This window comes from Sanyastnella coralliicola, from assembly GCF_030845195.1.
GTDB lineage: Bacteria > Bacteroidota > Bacteroidia > Flavobacteriales_D > Sanyastnellaceae > Sanyastnella > Sanyastnella coralliicola.
Genome location: NZ_CP132543.1, coordinates 401001 through 420980, shown reverse-complemented (window position 1 = coordinate 420980; position 19980 = coordinate 401001). Strand labels below are relative to the sequence as shown.

Below are 19980 nucleotides of genomic sequence, written 5' to 3'. Positions count from 1 at the left end.
TAGACAGTACGTCCCTACTTGGATTTTCCTTGGCGAGATTTTGAAATTAATTTTCAACCAACTGACATTCTGTGATTTACAGGCTAACTTTCTTCTTCTTCGCACTGATACTCTCAGGGTTTTCGTCGTTTGCTCAGGCAGATAAAGACGAACAACGCCTGCGTGATTTGATGCACGATGGACAAATGGAAGCCGCGGCGCAAGCAGCTGACTCTCTTTTAGCACAGATGTCGGCTTGGCCTCCAGAAAGGTACTTGCGCAATGTAGGCGCGATTGGTTCCATTGCCGTTCGCGTTGGTGATAATGAAAGAGCAGATTCGCTCTTTGCTCAAACATTTTCTCGCTTAGCCACCGATTTCCCAGAAGCCCCATGGAATGACAAAAGCACCTTTATAGACTCTTACGCTGAGTTCCTTTGGTTCACTGGCAGTCCGGTAGATGCTCGAAACATGATGCGGAAGGTCGCTCCTTATTTGGTCAACGATACGGTTGGTTCTGACCAAGCCAAATTCCACAATAACATGGGTATTGTTGAATGGAACCTGGGGAATGCATCAGAAGCACTCTATCATCTGAAAGCCGCACTGGAACTCAATGGTAAAATCCACGGTGAGGATAGTCGTAGGTACGGACGAAACTTGAATAACATCGGGGTACTTTATTTAGAACAAGGTGATCTTCCGCTATCGCGGGAATTCTTTGAGCGCTCCATCACCATTGCGGCAAGTAAATCTGAAAACGACACTCCCGACATGATCTACCCATGCAACAACTTGGGAACGATCTGTGCCGAGATGGGTGACGCTGAAGGCTCTGCTCGATGGTTCGATCGTAGTCAGTCCATTCTAGAAACGAGTCGTCAACCCGAGTTGCGCTACATCGAACTTCAATTGCTCCGTGGTCAGGCTTACTTGGATTTGGGAGATACGGCGAAAGCGGCCATCACTTTCCGTGATGTGCTGGAAGGTGACATGTCTCAAGTGAATCCTGTTCGTCAGCTCGAGACGCAGTGGTCTGCCTATCTCTTTGATCCACCTTCAGAAAATGGCTTCGAGATCTTGAAGACAATTGATGACTCTTTCATTGCATTTGACAGCGCCTATGCCAATCATCCTGCGCGTCTTCCCCTAGCCAATGAAAAGATCAGACTTGCCTTAAAAGGAGGCCCTGAATTAGCTGAACAATTGATCACACAGACACTGCTTGGCTATGAAATTGACGGGAAGCTCATGCCCGAGGTCGATCTTTCAGAAACACTTCTGTTGGCATCTCAGCTTGAATCAAAGCTAGAAGATCGCGTTCCCCATTATCAACGTGCGATTGATTTGTTGCTCGATTGCAGAAGTGCACTGATCTTCGAAGAGGCGAGTTCTACATTCTATGAAGACGTACGTGACTCCTACCACTACATGATTAATGATGTTTACGTTGAGCTCAATGGCGACATCAGTGAAGAGTATCAGCCCATGATCTTTGAGTGGATCGAAGGATGTAAATCGTTCACTCATCAATGGTTTTTAGCTAGCTACAGCGATGAAGATGAGCAGATCCGCGATGATCTTTCCAAGATCTTTTATCTCAGATCTCAGATTGAGAATTCAGGTGACCGCACCGGTGAAATGCGCGCTGAATTGATTCAGCGAATTCAAGCACTCCCGGAAGACCGAAGAAGTTTATCACAATCGCTTTCGAAGTTGCAGTCTAGTCTGAGTGACCAACAACGCTATATCAGCTTCCTGCTGATCGACGATGTTTTGTGGAAAATGGATGTGACCGCGAACGCTCTTCGCCTGCAGCGGATTGACGCCCATGATCTGGAGTCTCAAGTCAAGGCAGCGTATACTTCCGTGAGCGATAGAGCCTATGCCATTGGTTCAACGCAACTTCGCGAAGCGTGGAAAACGAATTATTCAAAACTTGGGAGTCTCCTGGGCCTCGATAACTTGAACGATCGTGTCTACATCAATGCTGACGGACCGCTTCATCAGATCAATTTATCGCTTTGCCAGCTTGCCACAGCAGGCGAACTGAGCGAGATAATTCGCGTTCACAGTGCTGATCATTTCGAAGCCACAGCAGATCAAGAGTTGAAGGTTGAAGCCATGACCAAGCAATTCTATACTTCGAAATTGAGCTCGCTTATTGGTGTTGAGAAAGAGCTGCAATTGCTTCAAGATCTAGGGTTAATTGAGCAATCATTTCAAGACAGCTTGTGTTCCATGGCCTCACTCAAAAAAGTGGCTTATTCTGATCGCGCGCTTCATTTGGCGATGCATACCCAATCAGAGCGTCTATCTCGAGGCTTGGTGCTTACTGGAAATGATGGGAACGATACGATCGTTACTCCGCAAGGATTATATGAGTTGGCGTTTACCACACCGCATGTCACATTGAGTGCATGTGAAACGGCCTTGGGGGAGATTCTTCCAGGTGAAAGTGTTCAAGATTTGAGTACACCTTTCTTGCGTCGTGGTGCGCAGACGGTGTTGGCCGGTCTTTGGAAGGCTGATGATTTCGCTAGCGCGGAATTTATGGCTTCCTACTATCAACATCTTGCCGAAGGTGCTACTGCTTCGAATGCCCTAATCGCTGCATCAGATCTGATGCGAAACGGAGAGGATCCCTTGCGAGCTCACCCTTATTTCTGGGCCAATTGGCAGGTGTATGGAGGTAACATCCAATTTGCTCAACCGAAGACAGGAATGGAGTATGTACTTTCGATTCTAGTTCTTGTCACCCTCGTCTTTCTGGGTGCATGGTTCATACGAAAGCGCTTTGTATAAAGCCCTCGCCTCATCGTTTTTGTACCCTTGATTTCTAGCCAGATAGGCCAGGTAGTTTTGTGCATGAACACAAGAATCAATTTCAATGGCGCAGATTGATCCGTACCAGTACGATGCTCGTTTGTAAGCGTGATCTTCGTAGGCCAAATCACCAAACTCATTAAAGGCCTCAGCATATTGACTATTGTACATCGCGCTGAGGGCAGAATAGAATCGATCTTCAGGATTCTCTGACGTTGAGCTTTGGAAGAGCGTTCTTGCCAGCTCGTAGTTTCCTTGGGCGTATGCTTCATGAGCCTTCGCATCCTCTTCACCTCGCACTACAGCCGCCGGGTACTTTTCTGATACCGCTTCAGCCATCATATCATCGAAGTTCGGTTGAAGGGCAAAGAGTAGATAACCTGCTACTAAGAACACCGCGATTCCTGCTGCAGCCCATATCCATGAAGGTGAAGACTTCTTCACTTCTTTTGAGACCTCGGCTTTAGGCTGAATCATTTCAATTAACTCCTCCGGCTCCATGCCTGAAGCGAGCATTTCTTTGATGGTATGCAGATGAGCTTGTGCCTCTTCATCTGTGGCCAAAATCTCGTTCACTCTCTTCGTACCTTCCGCAGTAGTCAGTCCTAAGGCGTAGTCGATCAAGAGTTCGATGGTGTATGTGTTCTTATCTCCAGTCATGTAACTTCTTCATCAAGGTTTTACGGATCAGTGACTTTCTGTTCGCCACGGTTTTCGGAATCATTGCGCAGGCTTTGGCAATCTCGACATTGTCGAAGCCTTGCATATGTAGGTTCCAAATCTTTTGATCCAGTGCATTCAAGCTTGCGTTGATCGTTTCCTCCAACTGGCTTAGCCTTACCTTTTCATCGGCAATGGCTGCACGTTCTGTTTTCTCAGGCATCTCTTTTGCTACGATCTCTCGTCTTCGTTTATCCAAACGAATCTTCGTTAATGCAGCATTCTTGCACGTAGTGATGGCCCATGTTCTCACGTTCTTCACCCCATCGGCTGGAGTGAGCGCTACCACCTTTATCATGGTTTCTGAGGCGGTGTCTTGAGCATCTTCTTTCTGCTTCAGAATGCTATAGGCTGAAATAACCAAAGGCGGATATAATACTCGGAACAGTTCATTGTCTGCCGAAGAATCTCCTTCCATCTTCCGTTGCCATATGTGCTCGATCGGAGTTGCCATGCCACCTTACCGACCGCTTTCATGAGTATAGACGACCGGGACTGATTAGATTCCCGAATCTACTCAAATTCATTTGTTCGAATAAGGAACACCGGCGTGTAAATAAGTACATCATTGCCCCATTCCGCGCTAGCGAAATAAGCAGCAAATTGCACTTTGGCATGTCCCTTGTTTATAGAGAGCAAGTCACAAAACCCAATGACCATGAATTGGAAAACACTCACACTACTCACTTTCCTTGGCATGAGCTTAGCTAGCTGCATGCGCGAGGACTCAGAAAATGTAAATCAAGATCGCATCTGGGCTCGTTACGAATTGTTCTATGATGCAGATGAAGACATTACCTATGCCCGAGCAACTTTCCGCTTCGGACATTCTGCCGGAACCAAACTCGAATTGACCGAGCCTTCTGAGGTACGCTTCAATGGTGATCCGATTCCATTCCGTGAAGGATTGGCTTATTATGAAGAAGATTATGCCGGGTTTGTTAGTTCGGGAACTTTCGAATTCGATGACTTGAATGGCAACACCTACATGAATGACGCGGAGATTCGTTCTGTCGAATTCCCAAGCACATTCGGACCAATTGATCAGAATGCATCTTTCGAAATTGAATGGGACGGAGATGCTCTCGGCTCTGACGAAATCGTCAGCGTTTGGCTGAATGGAATCAATGAAGGGGATGCTCAACTATTCGTAGAAAACAGCGACGGCGCAACGAACATTCTACTTGGAATGGATCAACTGCAGCAACTCCCTGCTGGTACAACTACTGCCATCATCGAACGCAGCTACACTCCTGACATTCAACAAGGAACTGACGTTGGAGGAGTGATCAACGGACGCTACCGCGGATCTACGCGTTCAGTAGAAGTAGAATAAGCCTGTTAACAGATTGAAGTGAAGAAGTCTGAAAATCTTCGTTATTTTGAAGTGAAAGTTTGTCGACCTTCAACCTAACATTAGAATTATGGCAGATATCACTCAACTCACCGCTGAGCGCCAAAAGCTTATGCAAGACTTCTTGAAGGTTAAGCACGAGTTGGCGAAGATCAAAGAAGAGAACAAAGCACTGAAGGCTGAAAATGATTCACTTCATGTTCAGTTAGAAGAACGCGAAATCGAATATTCGAACCTATTCCACGCAATTCAAGAAATGGACTGAAACTTTTTTGCTTGCTAGAAGTAATAAAGTTCAACGTCCTTTCACACGTGTTGGAGATTTAGGGAACGAGATGGAGCGTGAAAAGATTGTATATAGTTAAAGGTTAAAGCCCCGCAGATGCGGGGCTTTTCTTTTGTCTTATGTTCTGGGAAATGATCAGCTCGTTTCAAGCGCAACCCCACTAACTGGGAACTTGCGATCGATCTTCTTGAAGAGGCCTTGAAGCACTTTACCTGGTCCTACCTCAACGGCTTCACCAGCACCGTCAGCAATCATCTGCTGCATCGTTTGCGTCCAACGAACTGGAGCTGTCAACTGCTTTACTAAGTTCGCTTGAATCTCTTCTGGAGAAGTCACTGCTGAAGCAGTCACATTCTGGTAAATCGGACAAACAGGAGCAGTAAATGCTGTTGCCGAAATCGCACCCTCGAGTTCTTCACGTGCTGGCTCCATTAGCGGTGAGTGGAATGCTCCCCCTACAGGAAGAAGCAACGCACGACGTGCCCCTTTCTCTGTGAAGACCTCACATGCTTTTTGAACAGCTTCGTTTGATCCAGAGATCACTAGCTGTCCTGGACAGTTGTAGTTTGCAGCTACAACAACGCCATCAATTTCAGCACAAGTTGATTCAACCACATCGTCTTCTAGACCAAGGATTGCAGCCATGGTAGATGGATTGATCTCACAAGCTCGCTGCATGGCTTGGGCACGAGCTGAAACCAGTTTCAGTCCGTCTTCGAATTTCATAGCTCCTGCAGACACCAGCGCAGAAAACTCACCAAGGCTATGTCCAGCAACCATATCAGGTTGGAATGCATCTCCCATTGACTCGGCCAGGATTACTGAGTGAAGGAAAATCGCTGGTTGCGTAACCTTCGTTTGTTTCAGCTCCTCTTCAGTTCCGTCAAACATAATATCTGTGATACGGAAACCGAGGATGTCATTGGCTTGCTCGAAACGGTCTTTCGCCGCTCCAAGCGTATCGTAAAGATCTTTAGCCATTCCAGGGAATTGAGAACCCTGTCCTGGGAATACAAATGCCTTTTTCATAATCTGAAGATTTCGGCAAATATAGGCGAAGAGCTTAGTCGTTCAGAAAATCGTCAACCGCCTTCTTTCCACTTTCGATTAACGACCTTCTTTCTTCCATTGATAATTCTCGAATGCGCGGACCAATCCCTTCAGTCGAAACACTGATTGTTCGACTCCAATCGTCTTCTGACATGCTGTTTCGACTTAATGTCTCTAGGGTCAAGACATACAAGGCTTCAGTATAGCTTTGCAATGAGTTGATATCAAGGTCTACCAAACCTTCACGCTGCTGGTCAGCATCAATTTGTTCAGGGGTATCCATGCGAACGCCAATGGTTATTCCTGAGTTTTGCCCATCTGATCGATCGAACATATGAATTGGGTAGTTCGCAAGTAGTCCTCCATCAATTAAGAGATGTTGAACAGAACTACTGGATGGATCTTCTACTACTTCTCCCTCTGCAGTAATCGGTACAGCTTCGAAATAGAAGGGAATTGAAATCGCAATGCGCATCGCATCCGAAAGACGCATTTCTGGATAGGTCTCGACTGATAAGTACACCAGTTCTTGACGGTTCACAGAAGTGGCTGTTACATAGAGATCGAGGAACCCGGCATTTCTGGCCTCAGCGAAGGTGGTTTCTGTACTTCCTGTTTTCAAAGCAATGACAGAGGCAATCCACTCATGGAACTGATCACCTGGGTACCAACCGTAGTGCTTATTCATGCGATAAACTCCCGAAGCTAAAAAAGGAACTTGGGCATCATTGAAACTTTCCCAGGGTGTAGATTCTATGATGCGAATAATCTCTTCGGGCTCATAGCGTAGGGAAAGTAACAAAGCGGTTACCGCTCCAGCTGAGGTACCTCCAACGCGTTGCAATGAATCTAGATGACCTTGTTCATTTAAAGCCTCTATTACTCCCCCGTAGGCGAGTCCGCGAATTCCAGCACCTTCAAAAACAAGGTTCTCCGGATGTTGGGTATAGCCATTCCGCGCTAGCGAAATAAAGAGAAAAAGGAAGAGTGAAAGGTGAAGAAGGGGACGCATAAGGTAGTTTTCACGAAGGTAGTAACCTCTAGAAAACGAACTTCTGGCGGAATATATTTCCGTCAGCATCCATCACATGAAGAATACCGCGGTGAATGTTCAGATCCATTTCAAACACCTCACCTTCATCCATCGTTTGTGTTTGTTGCTGGATCAATTGACCGCTGAACGAATAGACCGAAAACTGACAGGCTTGGATTGACTTCCCTTGGTAACGAATTTGAGCACGTTCAGAAACAAACGAAACATCGAAGGTTTCGTAGTATGGCAAGCTTACTTCAATCACCGGCGAATAGGTGAACATGCCGTTGAAGTCTTGCTGGCGAAGTCGAACGTAGTAACTGCCTCCGGCATGGAGATCTAGCATGTGATGGTAGGTGTTCGAAACACTCGAATTACCATTGCCAGGTACAAACTGAACCGGTTCAAAATCAGCAAGCGTGCGTCCAATTTCTACGTAGAAGCCTTGATTATCTTGTTCTGAAGCCGTTTCCCAACTCAGTAAGAGATCGGTTCCATCTAAATAGGCGTCGAAACTGGTGTAAGTCACCGGAAGAAGAATGCAGAAGGGACAGGTTCCATCGACGTAATTCACGTCGTAGGTAATGATTTCATCAGCGCGATTCGCCGAACCTTCAACAACAATATATCCGCCCGTTTGGGTATGTGAATCGTACAGCGTTGAATTGCTTGCACCGGTCATCCAGGGTGAAGAACCAGCGCTGTTTCTTACCCTCAATTGATCTCCACTATCTGCCCCGCTGGCTGTACAACCAGGACGGTTAGACATACGCGCTTCTACTTGAATTTCGCAGGATGCATCTTGGGTATCAATCCAAACAGACATCGATTGTTGTCCGCCATCACAATTCCCTGAAGTACCCGCACCGCAATTGGGTCCGCCGTATGCCAGGAGGTTACAACCACCAAGACATCCACACCCTGCCCCGGAAACACTGAGGGTTCCGGAAAGGCATTGAGCCTGAGCGGCTAGAGGTAACATGAACAAAACGCCAATGAGAGAGCGAAGCATGTTTTTCGTTTTTGCGCCGCAAAGGTCTGATATCCTATTCGTTTCCAGCGTTAATCTTCCATTAATTTTATGCAAATTCAGCCCATGGCTACTATCGGATTAATCAGCGTTGCTTGCGCCATCGCCACCGTTCTTGGAATTGCCCTCTACATCTTTGGCTATGCCCGAAAAGCTAGGATGATGAAAATTAGCGCCATCCTCACTTTTGTGTTAGGATTTGGAGGCTTGATTTACATCTTGGCGAAGTATGGTGAGAAGCCTGAGCAGGCAGGCTCAGCATCAGCTACCTACTGGAATGTGATCAAATGGACACAAACAACTGATCTTGGGGGCGACAATATTCATATTGATGATCTGACCGAAAGCTGGGATGGAAACCTAAAAATTGTGGTGGACAGTGACCGAATTAAGTTCGGAGATGGGAAATCACAGTGGGTTCAACGCGAGTTTCAGGCTACTGATACCACTTGGGTATTTGCCCTTGAATCTACCCCTGGTGGCCCTCCCCTGACCGGAACATTCAAGGTTCTGTCACCAGGAGAAAATGAATTGCTGCTCTCAAAAACCGATGGCCGCATGACTGAATTGATTAACCTAGTCAAAGTCAACTAAGCACCTATGTACATCTATAAATCCTTTGGGGTCAAAGGCATCTTATCATTCAGTGGCGGGCACATTGCCTGGCTTACCTTGTGGATGACCGCAGTAGCAGCGCTGTACTATTACACCGATGGTTCTGTTTTTTATGTCTCATGGATACCAGTGAGTGTGATTGGTACTGCAGTCGCTTTCTATGTAGGTTTCAAAAACAATCAGTCTTACGATCGCATGTGGGAAGCTCGGAAAATCTGGGGCGCCATTGTCAATAGCAGTCGCGAATGGGGCACCGCTGTTAAAGGCTATTCCATAGGTGGCTTTGAAGGGAAGGAAGCGCTTTCAGATCAAGAGCTGGATGAAATCAAAACCCGCCTGATTCACCGCCACATCGCTTGGTTGTACCAATTGCGCTTGAACTTGTTGGTTCCAACGGAATGGGAGCACATTAATCAAGGATTCCACGTGGCGCGAACGACAGAAAACCGAATGAAGCGCTTTGGGCTTGGGCTCATTAAAGATCGAGATCATGAAGATGTCATTCAGCGTTGCACAAGCAAGGAGGAACAAGCCATTATGGCTGATAAAAAGAACAAGGCTACCTTCTTAGTTGATCGTCAAGGCGAAGACCTGAAAGCGCTCTACGAAGCAGGAGTTATCGATAGTTTCCGCCATACGTCACTTCAGAAAATCTTAGGCGATCTCTACATCCATCAAGGAAGATGTGAACGCATTAAGAAGTTCCCTTTCCCTCGTCAGTACGCGAATATGAGCTTTATCTTCGTGAGTATATTCATCTTTCTCTTGCCTTTCGGACTCTTACCGCAATTTGCGGAAATGGGTAGCTACGGAATCTGGGTTGCTATCCCGATTCTAGTCGTTGTAAGCTGGATTTACATGATGATGGAATTGATTGGTGATTACAGTGAAAACCCCTTTGAGGGCCTCGGGAATGATATACCAATGTTGAGCCTTTGTCGAACCATTGAGATTGACTTAAGACAAATGCTTGATGAGAAAGAAATTCCACCGGGTATTGAAGCCAATAATGGTGTTTTGATGTAAATCCCCATTTTTTCGTCATTTCCAGCTACCGCTGGGAATTCTTTAGATTCCGTTCGCCACTATATTCGGCTGCAACCCTCTGTTTTCCATAGAATAAGACATGGGAAACTTCGGAAGCATATCGGCCATGCGGAAGGCCATCAAAGAGAATCGTGACGCCGCGAAATATGCCACAACGAGTCATCGTAAGTCAAGGCATTCAGACGAACATCGAAAGGAAATCTATCTTGATCTACCTGAGCCAGACCCTGTGCGATTAGCTGCCCTTAAAGCAGAATTCCAACAAGCTAGACGTAAACAAAATCGGCGCTTGCTAATCTTGGCTCTCGTCTTAGCTTCGGCGGCGGTAATGGTGTACTTTGTGTACATTCAACCCGTCTTATTTGATTCATGATCACCATACGTCAAGCCACCGATTCAGATCTCACCGCCATAGTGCTCTTGCTTGCCAATGACAAGCTTGGGGAGCATCGTGAGGATGCGACTCTTCCGCTAAACAGCAAGTACACAGCCGCCTTCGCCCGAATTGACGCAGATGAGAATCAAGAATTAATGGTGCTAGACCATGAAGGAGAAGTAGTGGGTTGTTTCCAATTGACGTTCATCCCCTATTTGACTTACCAAGGGGGAACCAGAGCTCAAATTGAAGGGGTACGAATTCATGAGCATATGCGAGGTCAAGGTTTAGGTGAACAGGCATTCCGATGGGCCATCGCAAGAGCAAGAAGCAAAGGCGCTCATTTACTGCAACTTACCACTGACAAGCAACGTCCAGACGCACTTCGCTTCTATGAAAAGCTAGGATTTGTTGCTTCACATGAAGGAATGAAGCTCAAATTCCCTGAAAATGAAGGTCATTCGAAATAAATAGACGACCTTTGCACCTTACTTTTTAAACAATCCCACTTGTCATCATTTGATCACCTGGGGCTTTCAGAGCCTAGTTTAAGGGCAATCCGAGAGATCGGATTTGAAAAGCCAAGCGAAATTCAGGCGAAAGCCATCCCCGAGCTCATTTCTGGGTTTACTGACTTGATTGGCCTCGCGCAGACAGGTACAGGTAAGACAGCGGCGTTCGGGCTTCCGATGTTGGAGCATATCGATCCATCAAAACGATACACCCAGGCGTTGATCTTGGCACCTACCCGAGAATTGGGTCAGCAGATTGCCGAACAGATCAAATTGTTTGGAAAGTACCGCGAGAAAATCAACATCCTTTGTGTCTATGGTGGAGCTAGTATTGTTCCCCAATTGAAAGCCTTGGAACGTCCACAACACGTGATCATCGCTACACCTGGACGTTTGATCGACCTTATCCAACGTAAGGCGGTAAAACTCGGGCAACTTCGCATCATGGTTCTTGACGAAGCTGATGAGATGTTGAACATGGGCTTCAAGGAGGACCTTGATCGTATTTTGAGCTACACTCCTGAGGAAAAACTCACATGGCTATTCAGTGCCACGATGTCGAAAGAGATTCGTCGCATTGTTCAGGAATACATGGAGGACCCGATGGAGATTAAGGTCAGCCAGAAAAACGAAGTCAATAAGAACATTGATCACCGTTTCGTGGTGGTGCGTATGTCGGATAAGCTAGAAGCGCTCAAGCGTTTCATGGATGTGACTCCAGATATGCGAGGTATTGTATTCTGTCGAACAAAGAGAGATACACAAAACACCTCTGATGAGCTCTTCAAAAAGGGCTACCGCGCTGATTCTCTTCACGGAGATTTGAGCCAGCATCAGCGCGATCGTGTAATGCGTCGTTTCAAGAACCATGACCTTCAAGTACTTGTAGCGACTGACGTAGCTGCGCGTGGTATTGATGTCTCAGACTTGACACACGTGTTCCACTACAGCTTGCCAGATGATTCTGCGTTCTACACTCACCGCAGTGGACGTACGGCACGCGCTGGAAAGAAAGGAACTTCTATTTCATTCGTTGGCGGACGTGACAAGCACCGTATTGATCGACTTAGTCGTGATCTTAAAATTCGTTTCCGTGAGATTTCGATCCCTACCGCTGAGTTGATTCAAGAAATCCGCGTAGAAGAGTGGGCTCGTAAGATAGAACAGCAGCGAGTAAGTCCTTTGTTAGATGACCAGCTTTTCAATAAAGCACGTGGCATCCTAAAAGACATGGGTAAAGACGAGTTGATTGCTCGTTTATTGACTCGTGAAGTGGAGCGACTTGAAATTGATCTATCACTAGACGCTGCTACTACGAAAGGACGATTCCGCGATAGCGATGAAGAACCTAGATGGCGAAAGAAGGGGCCAAAAGGCTACAACAAGCGCAATGGCGGTAGAAAAGAGTTCAAGCACGGTCGTAAGAAGTCTTCATACGGAAAGAAAAAAGGGAAACGTCGTTAATTCGTAGCTCCCTGGGTTCTAGGTAGATTCTTCTATATTGGGGAGTCCTTAATCAAACCTTATGAACCCTATCCTCAGAAATGTACTTGCTATCATAGCAGGAATCGTCGCTGGATCCATCGTCAACATGGGCCTAATCCAAGTGATTGGCATGATGATACCCGCTCCTGAAGGAGTGGATGTCAATGACATGCAATCCATTATTGATAATGCAGATAAATTCGAAGGCAAACACTTCGTCGGACCATTCCTAGGTCATGCTATTGGAACCTTAGTGGGTGCTTGGGTAGCTGTAAGACTTGCAGCTACTAAACGCATCAGCATTGCCTTGGCATTAGGAATCTGGTTCCTATTGGGTGGAATCACCGCCGCTGCACTCATTCCTTCACCAACCTGGTTCATTATACTAGACCTAGCGCTAGCTTATATCCCAATGGCATGGTTCGCGTGGATGATTTCGAAGAAGGATCCCCCTGAAACGGATATACCTTCTGAAGTGCTCGATGCATAAAGAACATGAAATAAAAAAGGCGCCTCAAGGGCGCCTTTTTCAATATCTCTTAGTGATCAGAACTTGTAACTGAATCCGATCGCTAGTACTTCTTTAAACTGTACTCCGGGTCCTCGACCTGAATCGATCAAAACACCTTCGTCGTTGAATACCTCATCCTTCTTTTGAAGGGCGATATCATCATCGTACAACAATTGTGTAGAGACCGTTGCGTTCATGAACTCGTTGATCTTCATTGAGATCAATACTTCCCAGTTAACATCAATGTTTCCTGGGTTGTTCAAGTAGTTGGAGAAGAGATCAATCTTTGTTAGGAAGCTCACGTTCTCTACCACTGCAGTGTTGTATGCTGCGCGAACGTATCCTCCGATCTCAGATCGGAAGTTCTCTCCTGGATCTACTCCAAAAGCACCGATGTCAGCCAATGAATCATTCATTACGATGGTCATCTTGTATGTCGCTGGCGAGATGAACGCCGTGAACTTGTTGTTCGGCTTGTAATCCATACCGAGCGATGCCAATGTGTAGGCAGGTGCCAAGAGGTCAGAGATGATGTTCGACTCATCAGGCACTCCGTCAACCAAAGCGTAACCTGGTGCAAACTGAGTTCTGAAGTTCAGTAATGCGCTGTAGTACCATTTCTTGCCAGCCTTGTAACCGTATTTCGAAGCGAAGTCAATACGGTCATCGGTCTTGATCAATACTCCTTCTTCTCCTTGACGTAAAAGTCCGTAGGCAAGGTCAAGTGTATTATCCCAAGAAGCTTTTCCTTTAGAGTAGTTCGCGAAAAGGTTGACCAACGCTGTACCAGAAAGTGAACTTTGTCCACCGGCAGCCCAGTTTTCAAGGTAAACTTGGCTAAAGTTGAGTCCGAGGGTTCCCCCTTTCTTCCAGCTTGTATCAGCTGGAGCAGCATCATCTTGCTGAAGTGCTGTGAAAACCTTTTCCTTTTCTGGTTCAGACAGTAGGCTATCTTGAGCAAATAGGCTCACGCTCGAAAAAAGAGCGATCGACAGAAGTAGCTTTTTCATCGTTCTAAAATTGATTCGATCTAATTAGTTGTTGATCATATGTACATCCACCTGCGGGAACGGAATGCTAATGTTCGCATTATCGAGCGCAAGTTTACAGTTTTCCAATGTATCGAAGTATACATCCCAGTAATGATCTGGGTGACACCAAGGACGAACAGCAAAATTTACCGAACTATCGGCAAGTGCCGAAACCGCACATGTCGGAGCAGGGTCCTTCAACACACGGTCATCTGCCAACATCACGTTCATCATCACCTCTTTCGCTTGTTTAATATCTGAGTCATAAGACACCCCGATCGTCAAATCAACTCGGATCTTTCCTTCTCGAGTGTAATTGATAAGATGATTATTCATCACAGCGCCATTCGGCATGATGGCTGTTTTGTTTTCTGGGGTGAGCAGTACCGTATTGAAGATCTGAATCTCCTTAACTACACCTAGTACACCTTGAGACTCCACCAAGGAACCTACTTTGTATGGCTTGAAGATCATAATCAGTACTCCACCGGCGAAGTTTGCCAAGGTTCCTTGAAGGGCTAATCCAACTGCTAATCCAGCAGCACCTACAATGGCCACGAAGCTTGTTGTTTCCACGCCTACCATGTCAGCAACAGCGATGAAAAGGACAATTTTAAGGATCCATCCAGCAAGGCTAGCCACAAAAGACTTCAAGGCTTCCTCCATCTTACTTCGATCGCATGCTTTGCGTACCGCTTTCTGAACGAGTTTGATGATTCTCATACCAATGATGAGGACCAGGATAGCAAGTAGCACCTTTGGTGCGTAGCTCATAATGAGTTCTCCGCCTTTGTCAATCCAGGCGTTCCAGTCAATGTTTTCCATGTTGTATTTGGTTATCTGTTTAGGCTTATTCCTCGTTCGGTTTTTCGAGGATCAAAACTTGTTCTTCAATCAATTGCTTACTTGGCACGACCATGTTTCCGTCGGCTGTTTCGATCGTCACAGAAACACTGTCAATAGTAAGGATGGTACCCTCTACCTCTCCCATGCGAATGCGTTGACCCTCTCTGAATTTCCCTTTGCTGTAGAAAGAGCTCAACATGTTGGTGACAATGTGTCGAGAGGCGATTCCATACGACAATGCAAAGGCAAGAAGTACAGAAGCGAGAATGATGGTCAGGTTCGAAGTGATAATATCTGTATCAATACCTGCTTGGTTCAAGGCTGTAATCGCGATGAAGATGAAAAGCAGATAGTACACGATGTTCGCGATGGTCTTTGCACCCGAGATCCCAATCGAATTGGCCGCGGTATAAACCATGGTTTTAATCAACTCAGCAACGTAAACACCGATGATGAAGATGATCAATGAAATCCCCAAAGTTGGCAAGTACCCCATGAAGGCCGCAATTCCATCTGTCAACATTTGCCATCCGAGTACGTTGGCTGCTGAAGTGATGAAAAGCAACATGAGAATCCAGTAAAAAATGCGCGAAAGGACGTATGCTCCGCTGAGATCCTTTTTGATTTTCGAGAGCATTTTGTCTAAACCGATCTTCTCAATAAGAGCATCAAATTTGATCGACTTGAGTCCTTTGTGGATGAGTCCGGCGAATAATTTGGAGATAATCCAACCAACAAGAAGTACCACCAATGCACTGATCACGATAGGTACGTAATCAGCGATGCCTTCACCAAATGAGGCAAAGGAATTCATCAGCGCTTCTTTAATTCTATCAAGTGTTTCCATGGCTATAATTAGGATTCGTCGTTGTCAGAAGATTTGTTTGAGCGGGACAATTTTTCGATGATTACCGCGGAAAAATCACCCACGAATAGCTGCACGAAACGCAACATCAAGACCACGGTCTTCACGCTACCCATCACGTCTTTCCGGAGGTTTTCCGGAAGCTCTTCTCGGGGCTCTATGATTTTAAACGGATTGTCACTCATCTGTGTAAGTTTTGCGGTAAGTCTCCACAGCTTTTGCTCTTGCTCTTTTTACCCTCATTTTCACTGCACTTTCAGAGATCTCGAGGGCAGCCTCAAGGTCTTTGACAGACATATCATCTTGATACTTCATCAAGAGAATTGCCTTGTCGTCAGGAGAAATCAGATCCAGAACACTCGCAAGCCTACTTGCTTTTAGGCTTAGAAGTTCCTTTTCGTTTCGGTCATCTTCGTCATTTGGTATGTTGACCAGTTGGTCATCTGACTCATAGCGCACCTTGTTGTTTTTGCGCAGGTAGTCGATACAGAAGTTGTACGTCAAACTGTACAACCATGTCGAGAAGCGAGACTTGTGCGTGAATCGAGAGAGATTCACGAAGGTCTTTATAAAGATATCGTGCGCGAGGTCTTGTGCGAGATCGGTATCCTTGACGAAGCTGATGCATTTGTGATACACCTTCTCCGCATACCGGTCGTACAGTATCCCAAAATCGTCGTGGCTTTTTTCTTCCACTACGATCTTGACGATTTCCTCGTCAGATAACTTACGCTTCTTGCGCTTTAACAATTTGGTGTGGCTATTTGTCAGTCTTGTGACGGCACTCCGTTCAAAAGGTCACACCAAGGTGTCATTTTTCTTATGTGGGAATACGAGTGAAAGAACTATTCACTAACAAAAGGCTTGTGGAATCTAGGTTTCATGAACAATAAAACCACCACGCCTAGCACCGAAAGAAGTGCCGATAACTGATAAGTCATTGGGATAATTGATACATCTCCCTGGTACATCGCACCGGAAATAAACGCCCCCGCGCCGATACCAACCTCTAACGACATGAGCATTGTTCCCAAGGCCATGGCTGTCTTACCTGGCTTGGCAAAGTCAACGGTCCATGCGAAGATCGTTGGCATGTTAATTCCAATACTGACTCCATAGATCACACCTCCGATACTGGCTACTAGTGGATCTTTCGCAATACTAATCACGCCCATTCCAATAGCTAGTAACACCGCACCAATTATCAAGAGCGGTATACGGCCATGCTTATCGCTCGCCTTTCCGGCAAAGAAGCGCGTAGCGATGGAGCTGATCACAATGGTGGTATTAAAAGCCCCTCGATACGTGTAACCTAGATCTCCCACGAAGTCTGGAGACACCGTCAAAAACACTCCGAACGCGAAGGCCGGAGGAAGCAACACCACCGCTGCAGGCCAGCTTGAAAAATCGAAAAGTTGTCCTTTGAAGAGATTGAAATGGCGCAACTGAATCGGTTTCGGATCAGGTAGCGATTCCTTCAATCGTGTGGTTAAGATTAATGCCACAACACCTAGGAGCCCAGAAGCGATAAACATGGCATCATAACCGTAATGTACACGCACTACACTACCAATGGCTGGTCCTAGTGCCATTCCAGCATTCCCGGCTACGCCGAGCAGCCCCATGGCCTCTCCCCTCCTCGAAATATGGATGACATCGGATAAGTAGGCGGTGGTTCCAGTTGGACGAAACCCCGTACTTAAACCGTGGAAGAATCTTAGCGCTAAGAAGGCCCATACAGACCATACTCCGAGGTATGCAAAGCTTGCAACTACCGTGACGGCGGTTCCGATGTAAATTACTTTCATCCGGCCGGCGTCATCCGCCATTCGTCCACTAACAAATCGCGAGAAAAAAGCATTTAAGGTGAACAGACCAACGATCCAACCGATATACTCTTCACCACCAAGGGTTTTCAAATAACCTGGAAGCTCTGGAAGAAGCATCGAAAAGCTACACATGAAGAAAACCGTACTGCTACAAAGTACCCAGAACTGAGGGGTAAAGATTCGATGCTTTGTCATGTGCCGCAAAGGTAGGTCAGAATCCAAGATTTGCAGTGAGTATTAATGAACTTCTCTCAGAGATGTTAGTTCTTTATGCAAACATCTGAACTATGCTTAAACGCACTCATCTCTCGGCACTTACACTTCTCCTTTTCTTCACAGTTCAAGCCACGGCGCAACTCAACTCAGAGGGCACCCGTTTCTGGATGGCTTATATGGAGAACATCACCCTACAGTTCAACGGAGAACCAACCTTTGGATTTTGGGTATACAGCGACGGCCCTGTCACGGGAACGATGACTGTTCCTCAAACCGGTCTGACCGTGCCGTTTGAAGGTTCGGGAGGTGCGCTGGAAGTGATTTTACCTGAAGCCATCTGGTACAATGAAAACTCCCAGGTGATTACGAACAAGGGTATTCTGATCGAGACAGATATTCCAGTTAATGTATCAGGGATACATTATCGAACTTACTTCAGCGACGGTTCAAGACTAATTAGTGAAGACTTACTGGGAAGCGATTACTTGGTACTCGCAGGCGTAGATCAGAATGGCGGATCGTTCAGCGCCATGACGATTGTAGCGACCGAAGACCAAACTGAAATTGAAATCATTCCAAGTACGCTGACGACGGAGTTGTTTCCGGGAGGTACACCTTTCACCATCACCATGGACGAAGGGCAGTCATACCAAATCAAAGCTACGGGAGACCTAACAGGAACGACGGTCACCGCAATTGGAGGAGAGAAGATTGCCGTATTCACTGGAGCCCAACAAGCGGCTGTTGGTTGTACGGGTGAAGACAGCCACCTTTGGGAACAAATGCCTCCTTTGAGTTTTACGGGACTCGAATTCCCTCTCATTCCTTACTTGAGTCAAGGTACCTGTGAGTATAAGGTTCTTGCAACTGAAGATGACACTGACATCTACCTTTCATGTGACGACATTGTCACGCTGAATGCAGGTGAAACCTTCAATTATTCGTTGAACACACCGGAGATTTTGAAAGCAACCAAAGGGGTGTTCATCGGACATTTCAACCGAAGTAGCGATTGCAATGCCACCGACGCCGGACCTTCATTCGCCATTCTCAATCCTCTGAAAAACCAGTCGACCGGTCAGTCTTTATTGAACAGTGACCTCGTAGGACCGATTACACAGTTCTTCAGCGACTATAGCATCAACTTCGTTGCTTTAGCCGGAACAGAAAGTGGCGTTAACCTTAATGGAAATATGGTTTCGTTCTCGCCTATTCCAGGCAACTCTAATTGGGTTTACGCAAGTGTCGCGATGCCAGCAGGAACAAGCAGCTTCACCGCTCCAGATGGCGTTTGGGTTCAGACCGCATCCTTTGGTGATTTTGATGCCTGCACTTATGCTTTGGGTTTCAATGTAGAAGTAATTCCAGATAATGATATCGCCTTAACGGCGGAACCAAATCCAACGACCAACTCCTTCTGCGCTGGGAACCAAATCCCCTTCAGCTACGAGAGTGACGGAATACTCACCAATATTCTCTGGGATTTCGCTGGACTAGGAACAAGCATGGAAGAGACTCCCATATTCACATTCACGGAGCCTGGAACCTACGAAGTTCTTTTTACGGCAGAGCTAGATGGTTGTCCGGTTTCTGCTAGTATTGTGGTTGAAGTCGAACAGTGTGACATTGTGAGTGTGCAGGAGTTAACCAGCTCTATACAACTGAGCTATTCCGCCGCAGGCGAAATAATTATTAGCGGAAACACCTCAACGATTCATCTTCAGGTATATGCTGCAAATGGCCAACTTGTCATTGATCAGACGAATGTTGATCAGCGCGTGCGACTTGACGATCTAGCATCAGGAATGTACGTTGTGCAAGTGTCGAGCGGAAATCAAACGGAACGACTGAAAGTCTTCCGATAATTATAGGTCGAGATTCTTGGCCCACACGGGAACCAATACCTGTACTGGATCACCCACATGAATACGGGCGCCTTTTTCTACCCAGCCAACTAAGCCTCGCTTGCCTTTGGCTGCTGCGGTGAAGGCCTTTCCATTGATGTCAACTCCCGCTTGCTCCATCATCTCTTGAGGGAACTTACATGGCAGGTTCTCTTCATAAACCACGAGCGTAGCAACGTATGGGTTCTTGCCTATTCGAATGCGGGTAAAGGGAGGAAGTTTGGTAAGGTTTGGAATACCCTCGAAAAGCATGTTCGCTCCAAGGTGAGAAGGCTCTAGTTGCTCCAGCTCCATGGCTTTAGCGATTTCTCGCAATTCCTCCACACTGAGTGCAGACCACTGGCGATGGTTAGCCACAGGAGTTCCTTTCTTGTAGAGGTTCTGTTCACGCACCCCAGCGCTTTTATGGAATCCCGAGTGACGGTCACCTGGAATACCCGCTAAGGTTAAACTCATCTTGTCTACA

At 46.4% G+C, this 19980-nt stretch carries 21 protein-coding genes; 9 read left to right on the top strand and 12 right to left on the bottom strand.

Features of this window, described 5'->3' with window-relative positions:
• Positions 1-71 precede the first annotated feature (71 nt).
• Positions 72-2783, top strand: a complete 2712-nt coding sequence (locus RA156_RS01790) for a CHAT domain-containing tetratricopeptide repeat protein (protein ID WP_306642304.1) — start codon at positions 72-74, stop codon at positions 2781-2783.
• Here the strand turns inward: RA156_RS01790 and RA156_RS01785 are convergent.
• Both RA156_RS01785 and RA156_RS01780 read right to left on the bottom strand, forming a co-directional pair.
• Positions 2724-3464 carry a hypothetical protein gene (locus tag RA156_RS01785; RefSeq protein ID WP_306642302.1) on the bottom strand — a complete coding sequence of 247 codons (741 nt, stop codon included), beginning with the start codon at positions 3462-3464 and terminating at the stop codon, positions 2724-2726. The genes RA156_RS01790 and RA156_RS01785 overlap by 60 nt on opposite strands.
• On the bottom strand, positions 3451-3978 hold the full coding sequence (locus RA156_RS01780; protein ID WP_306642300.1) for an RNA polymerase sigma factor: 528 nt from the start codon (positions 3976-3978) through the stop codon (positions 3451-3453). Before RA156_RS01780 ends, RA156_RS01785 begins: the two co-directional genes overlap by 14 nt.
• Positions 3979-4182: 204 nt before the next feature.
• On the opposite strand from RA156_RS01780, the gene RA156_RS01775 reads away from it, so the two are divergent.
• Positions 4183-4860: a hypothetical protein gene (locus RA156_RS01775; RefSeq protein WP_306642298.1), complete on the top strand. Its 678-nt coding sequence runs from the start codon at positions 4183-4185 to the stop codon at positions 4858-4860.
• Positions 4861-4948: 88 nt separating this feature from the next.
• A complete protein-coding gene (locus RA156_RS01770) occupies positions 4949-5143 on the top strand; it encodes a hypothetical protein (RefSeq protein ID WP_306642297.1) in 195 nt (64 codons plus the stop codon).
• Positions 5144-5299: 156 nt separating this feature from the next.
• Here the strand turns inward: RA156_RS01770 and fabD are convergent, their stop codons facing one another.
• From fabD to RA156_RS01755, 3 genes are read right to left on the bottom strand one after another with little or no spacing between them, the layout of a single operon-like run.
• A complete protein-coding gene (fabD, locus tag RA156_RS01765) occupies positions 5300-6193 on the bottom strand; it encodes an ACP S-malonyltransferase (protein ID WP_306642295.1) in 894 nt (297 codons plus the stop codon).
• A 34-nt stretch (positions 6194-6227) separates the two neighbouring features.
• Entirely contained in the window at positions 6228-7226 is a 999-nt protein-coding gene (locus RA156_RS01760) for a patatin-like phospholipase family protein (protein ID WP_306642293.1), read from the bottom strand.
• A gap of 28 nt (positions 7227-7254) precedes the next feature.
• Positions 7255-8259, bottom strand: a complete 1005-nt coding sequence (locus tag RA156_RS01755; RefSeq protein WP_306642291.1) for a hypothetical protein — start codon at positions 8257-8259, stop codon at positions 7255-7257.
• A gap of 84 nt (positions 8260-8343) precedes the next feature.
• Between RA156_RS01755 and RA156_RS01750 the strand changes: the two genes are divergently transcribed.
• The 5 genes from RA156_RS01750 (at position 8344) to RA156_RS01730 (ending at position 12802) form a co-directional block, all read left to right on the top strand.
• Positions 8344-8871 carry a hypothetical protein gene (locus RA156_RS01750; RefSeq protein ID WP_306642289.1) on the top strand — a complete coding sequence of 176 codons (528 nt, stop codon included), beginning with the start codon at positions 8344-8346 and terminating at the stop codon, positions 8869-8871.
• 6 nt (positions 8872-8877) lie between these two features.
• Positions 8878-9918, top strand: coding sequence for a bestrophin family protein (locus RA156_RS01745; RefSeq protein ID WP_306642288.1), 1041 nt, complete (start codon positions 8878-8880; stop codon positions 9916-9918).
• Between the two features lie 390 nt (positions 9919-10308).
• Positions 10309-10785 carry a GNAT family N-acetyltransferase gene (locus RA156_RS01740; protein ID WP_306642287.1) on the top strand — a complete coding sequence of 159 codons (477 nt, stop codon included), beginning with the start codon at positions 10309-10311 and terminating at the stop codon, positions 10783-10785.
• A 39-nt stretch (positions 10786-10824) separates the two neighbouring features.
• Positions 10825-12291: a DEAD/DEAH box helicase gene (locus tag RA156_RS01735; protein ID WP_306642286.1), complete on the top strand. Its 1467-nt coding sequence runs from the start codon at positions 10825-10827 to the stop codon at positions 12289-12291.
• 61 nt (positions 12292-12352) lie between these two features.
• Entirely contained in the window at positions 12353-12802 is a 450-nt protein-coding gene (locus RA156_RS01730; RefSeq protein ID WP_306642285.1) for a hypothetical protein, read from the top strand.
• A gap of 56 nt (positions 12803-12858) precedes the next feature.
• Here RA156_RS01730 and RA156_RS01725 read toward each other — a convergent pair whose 3' ends face one another.
• The 6 genes from RA156_RS01725 to RA156_RS01700 all read right to left on the bottom strand — a co-directional run bounded on the left by RA156_RS01725 (position 12859) and on the right by RA156_RS01700 (position 17589).
• Positions 12859-13833 (bottom strand): DUF3078 domain-containing protein, encoded by a 975-nt coding sequence (locus tag RA156_RS01725; protein ID WP_306642284.1) that lies wholly within the window; start codon positions 13831-13833, stop codon positions 12859-12861.
• 24 nt (positions 13834-13857) lie between these two features.
• Entirely contained in the window at positions 13858-14679 is an 822-nt protein-coding gene (locus RA156_RS01720; protein ID WP_306642283.1) for a mechanosensitive ion channel family protein, read from the bottom strand.
• A 25-nt stretch (positions 14680-14704) separates the two neighbouring features.
• The gene (locus tag RA156_RS01715) at positions 14705-15547 is read right to left on the bottom strand and encodes a mechanosensitive ion channel family protein (protein ID WP_306642281.1); all 843 of its coding nucleotides are present in this window, start codon (positions 15545-15547) and stop codon (positions 14705-14707) included.
• An 8-nt stretch (positions 15548-15555) separates the two neighbouring features.
• Complete coding sequence (locus RA156_RS01710; protein ID WP_306642280.1) at positions 15556-15750, bottom strand: hypothetical protein; 195 nt, start codon at positions 15748-15750, stop codon at positions 15556-15558.
• Positions 15743-16315: an RNA polymerase sigma factor gene (locus RA156_RS01705; protein ID WP_306642278.1), complete on the bottom strand. Its 573-nt coding sequence runs from the start codon at positions 16313-16315 to the stop codon at positions 15743-15745. Before RA156_RS01705 ends, RA156_RS01710 begins: the two co-directional genes overlap by 8 nt.
• 95 nt (positions 16316-16410) lie before the next feature.
• Positions 16411-17589: an MFS transporter gene (locus RA156_RS01700; protein ID WP_306642276.1), complete on the bottom strand. Its 1179-nt coding sequence runs from the start codon at positions 17587-17589 to the stop codon at positions 16411-16413.
• Positions 17590-17681: 92 nt separating this feature from the next.
• Between RA156_RS01700 and RA156_RS01695 the strand changes: the two genes are divergently transcribed.
• The gene (locus RA156_RS01695) at positions 17682-19475 is read left to right on the top strand and encodes a T9SS type A sorting domain-containing protein (RefSeq protein WP_306642275.1); all 1794 of its coding nucleotides are present in this window, start codon (positions 17682-17684) and stop codon (positions 19473-19475) included.
• Here RA156_RS01695 and RA156_RS01690 read toward each other — a convergent pair whose 3' ends face one another.
• Entirely contained in the window at positions 19476-19970 is a 495-nt protein-coding gene (locus RA156_RS01690) for an MOSC domain-containing protein (protein WP_306642273.1), read from the bottom strand.
• Positions 19971-19980: the final 10 nt, after the last annotated feature.

Excerpts from the sequence above, each read along its gene's own strand:
- RA156_RS01725 (WP_306642284.1), bottom strand. The coding sequence starts at position 13,833 with ATGAAAAAGCTACTTCTGTCGATCGCTCTTTTTTCGAGCGTGAGCCTA.
- RA156_RS01700 (WP_306642276.1), bottom strand. The coding sequence starts at position 17,589 with ATGACAAAGCATCGAATCTTTACCCCTCAGTTCTGGGTACTTTGTAGC.
- RA156_RS01745 (WP_306642288.1), top strand. The coding sequence starts at position 8,878 with ATGTACATCTATAAATCCTTTGGGGTCAAAGGCATCTTATCATTCAGT.
- RA156_RS01710 (WP_306642280.1), bottom strand. The coding sequence starts at position 15,750 with ATGAGTGACAATCCGTTTAAAATCATAGAGCCCCGAGAAGAGCTTCCG.
- RA156_RS01730 (WP_306642285.1), top strand. The coding sequence starts at position 12,353 with ATGAACCCTATCCTCAGAAATGTACTTGCTATCATAGCAGGAATCGTC.
- RA156_RS01780 (WP_306642300.1), bottom strand. The coding sequence starts at position 3,978 with ATGGCAACTCCGATCGAGCACATATGGCAACGGAAGATGGAAGGAGAT.
- RA156_RS01720 (WP_306642283.1), bottom strand. The coding sequence starts at position 14,679 with ATGGAAAACATTGACTGGAACGCCTGGATTGACAAAGGCGGAGAACTC.
- RA156_RS01690 (WP_306642273.1), bottom strand. The coding sequence starts at position 19,970 with ATGAGTTTAACCTTAGCGGGTATTCCAGGTGACCGTCACTCGGGATTC.
- RA156_RS01755 (WP_306642291.1), bottom strand. The coding sequence starts at position 8,259 with ATGCTTCGCTCTCTCATTGGCGTTTTGTTCATGTTACCTCTAGCCGCT.
- RA156_RS01695 (WP_306642275.1), top strand. The coding sequence starts at position 17,682 with ATGCTTAAACGCACTCATCTCTCGGCACTTACACTTCTCCTTTTCTTC.
- RA156_RS01715 (WP_306642281.1), bottom strand. The coding sequence starts at position 15,547 with ATGGAAACACTTGATAGAATTAAAGAAGCGCTGATGAATTCCTTTGCC.
- RA156_RS01785 (WP_306642302.1), bottom strand. The coding sequence starts at position 3,464 with ATGACTGGAGATAAGAACACATACACCATCGAACTCTTGATCGACTAC.
- RA156_RS01770 (WP_306642297.1), top strand. The coding sequence starts at position 4,949 with ATGGCAGATATCACTCAACTCACCGCTGAGCGCCAAAAGCTTATGCAA.
- fabD (WP_306642295.1), bottom strand. The coding sequence starts at position 6,193 with ATGAAAAAGGCATTTGTATTCCCAGGACAGGGTTCTCAATTCCCTGGA.
- RA156_RS01740 (WP_306642287.1), top strand. The coding sequence starts at position 10,309 with ATGATCACCATACGTCAAGCCACCGATTCAGATCTCACCGCCATAGTG.
- RA156_RS01760 (WP_306642293.1), bottom strand. The coding sequence starts at position 7,226 with ATGCGTCCCCTTCTTCACCTTTCACTCTTCCTTTTTCTCTTTATTTCG.
- RA156_RS01750 (WP_306642289.1), top strand. The coding sequence starts at position 8,344 with ATGGCTACTATCGGATTAATCAGCGTTGCTTGCGCCATCGCCACCGTT.
- RA156_RS01775 (WP_306642298.1), top strand. The coding sequence starts at position 4,183 with ATGAATTGGAAAACACTCACACTACTCACTTTCCTTGGCATGAGCTTA.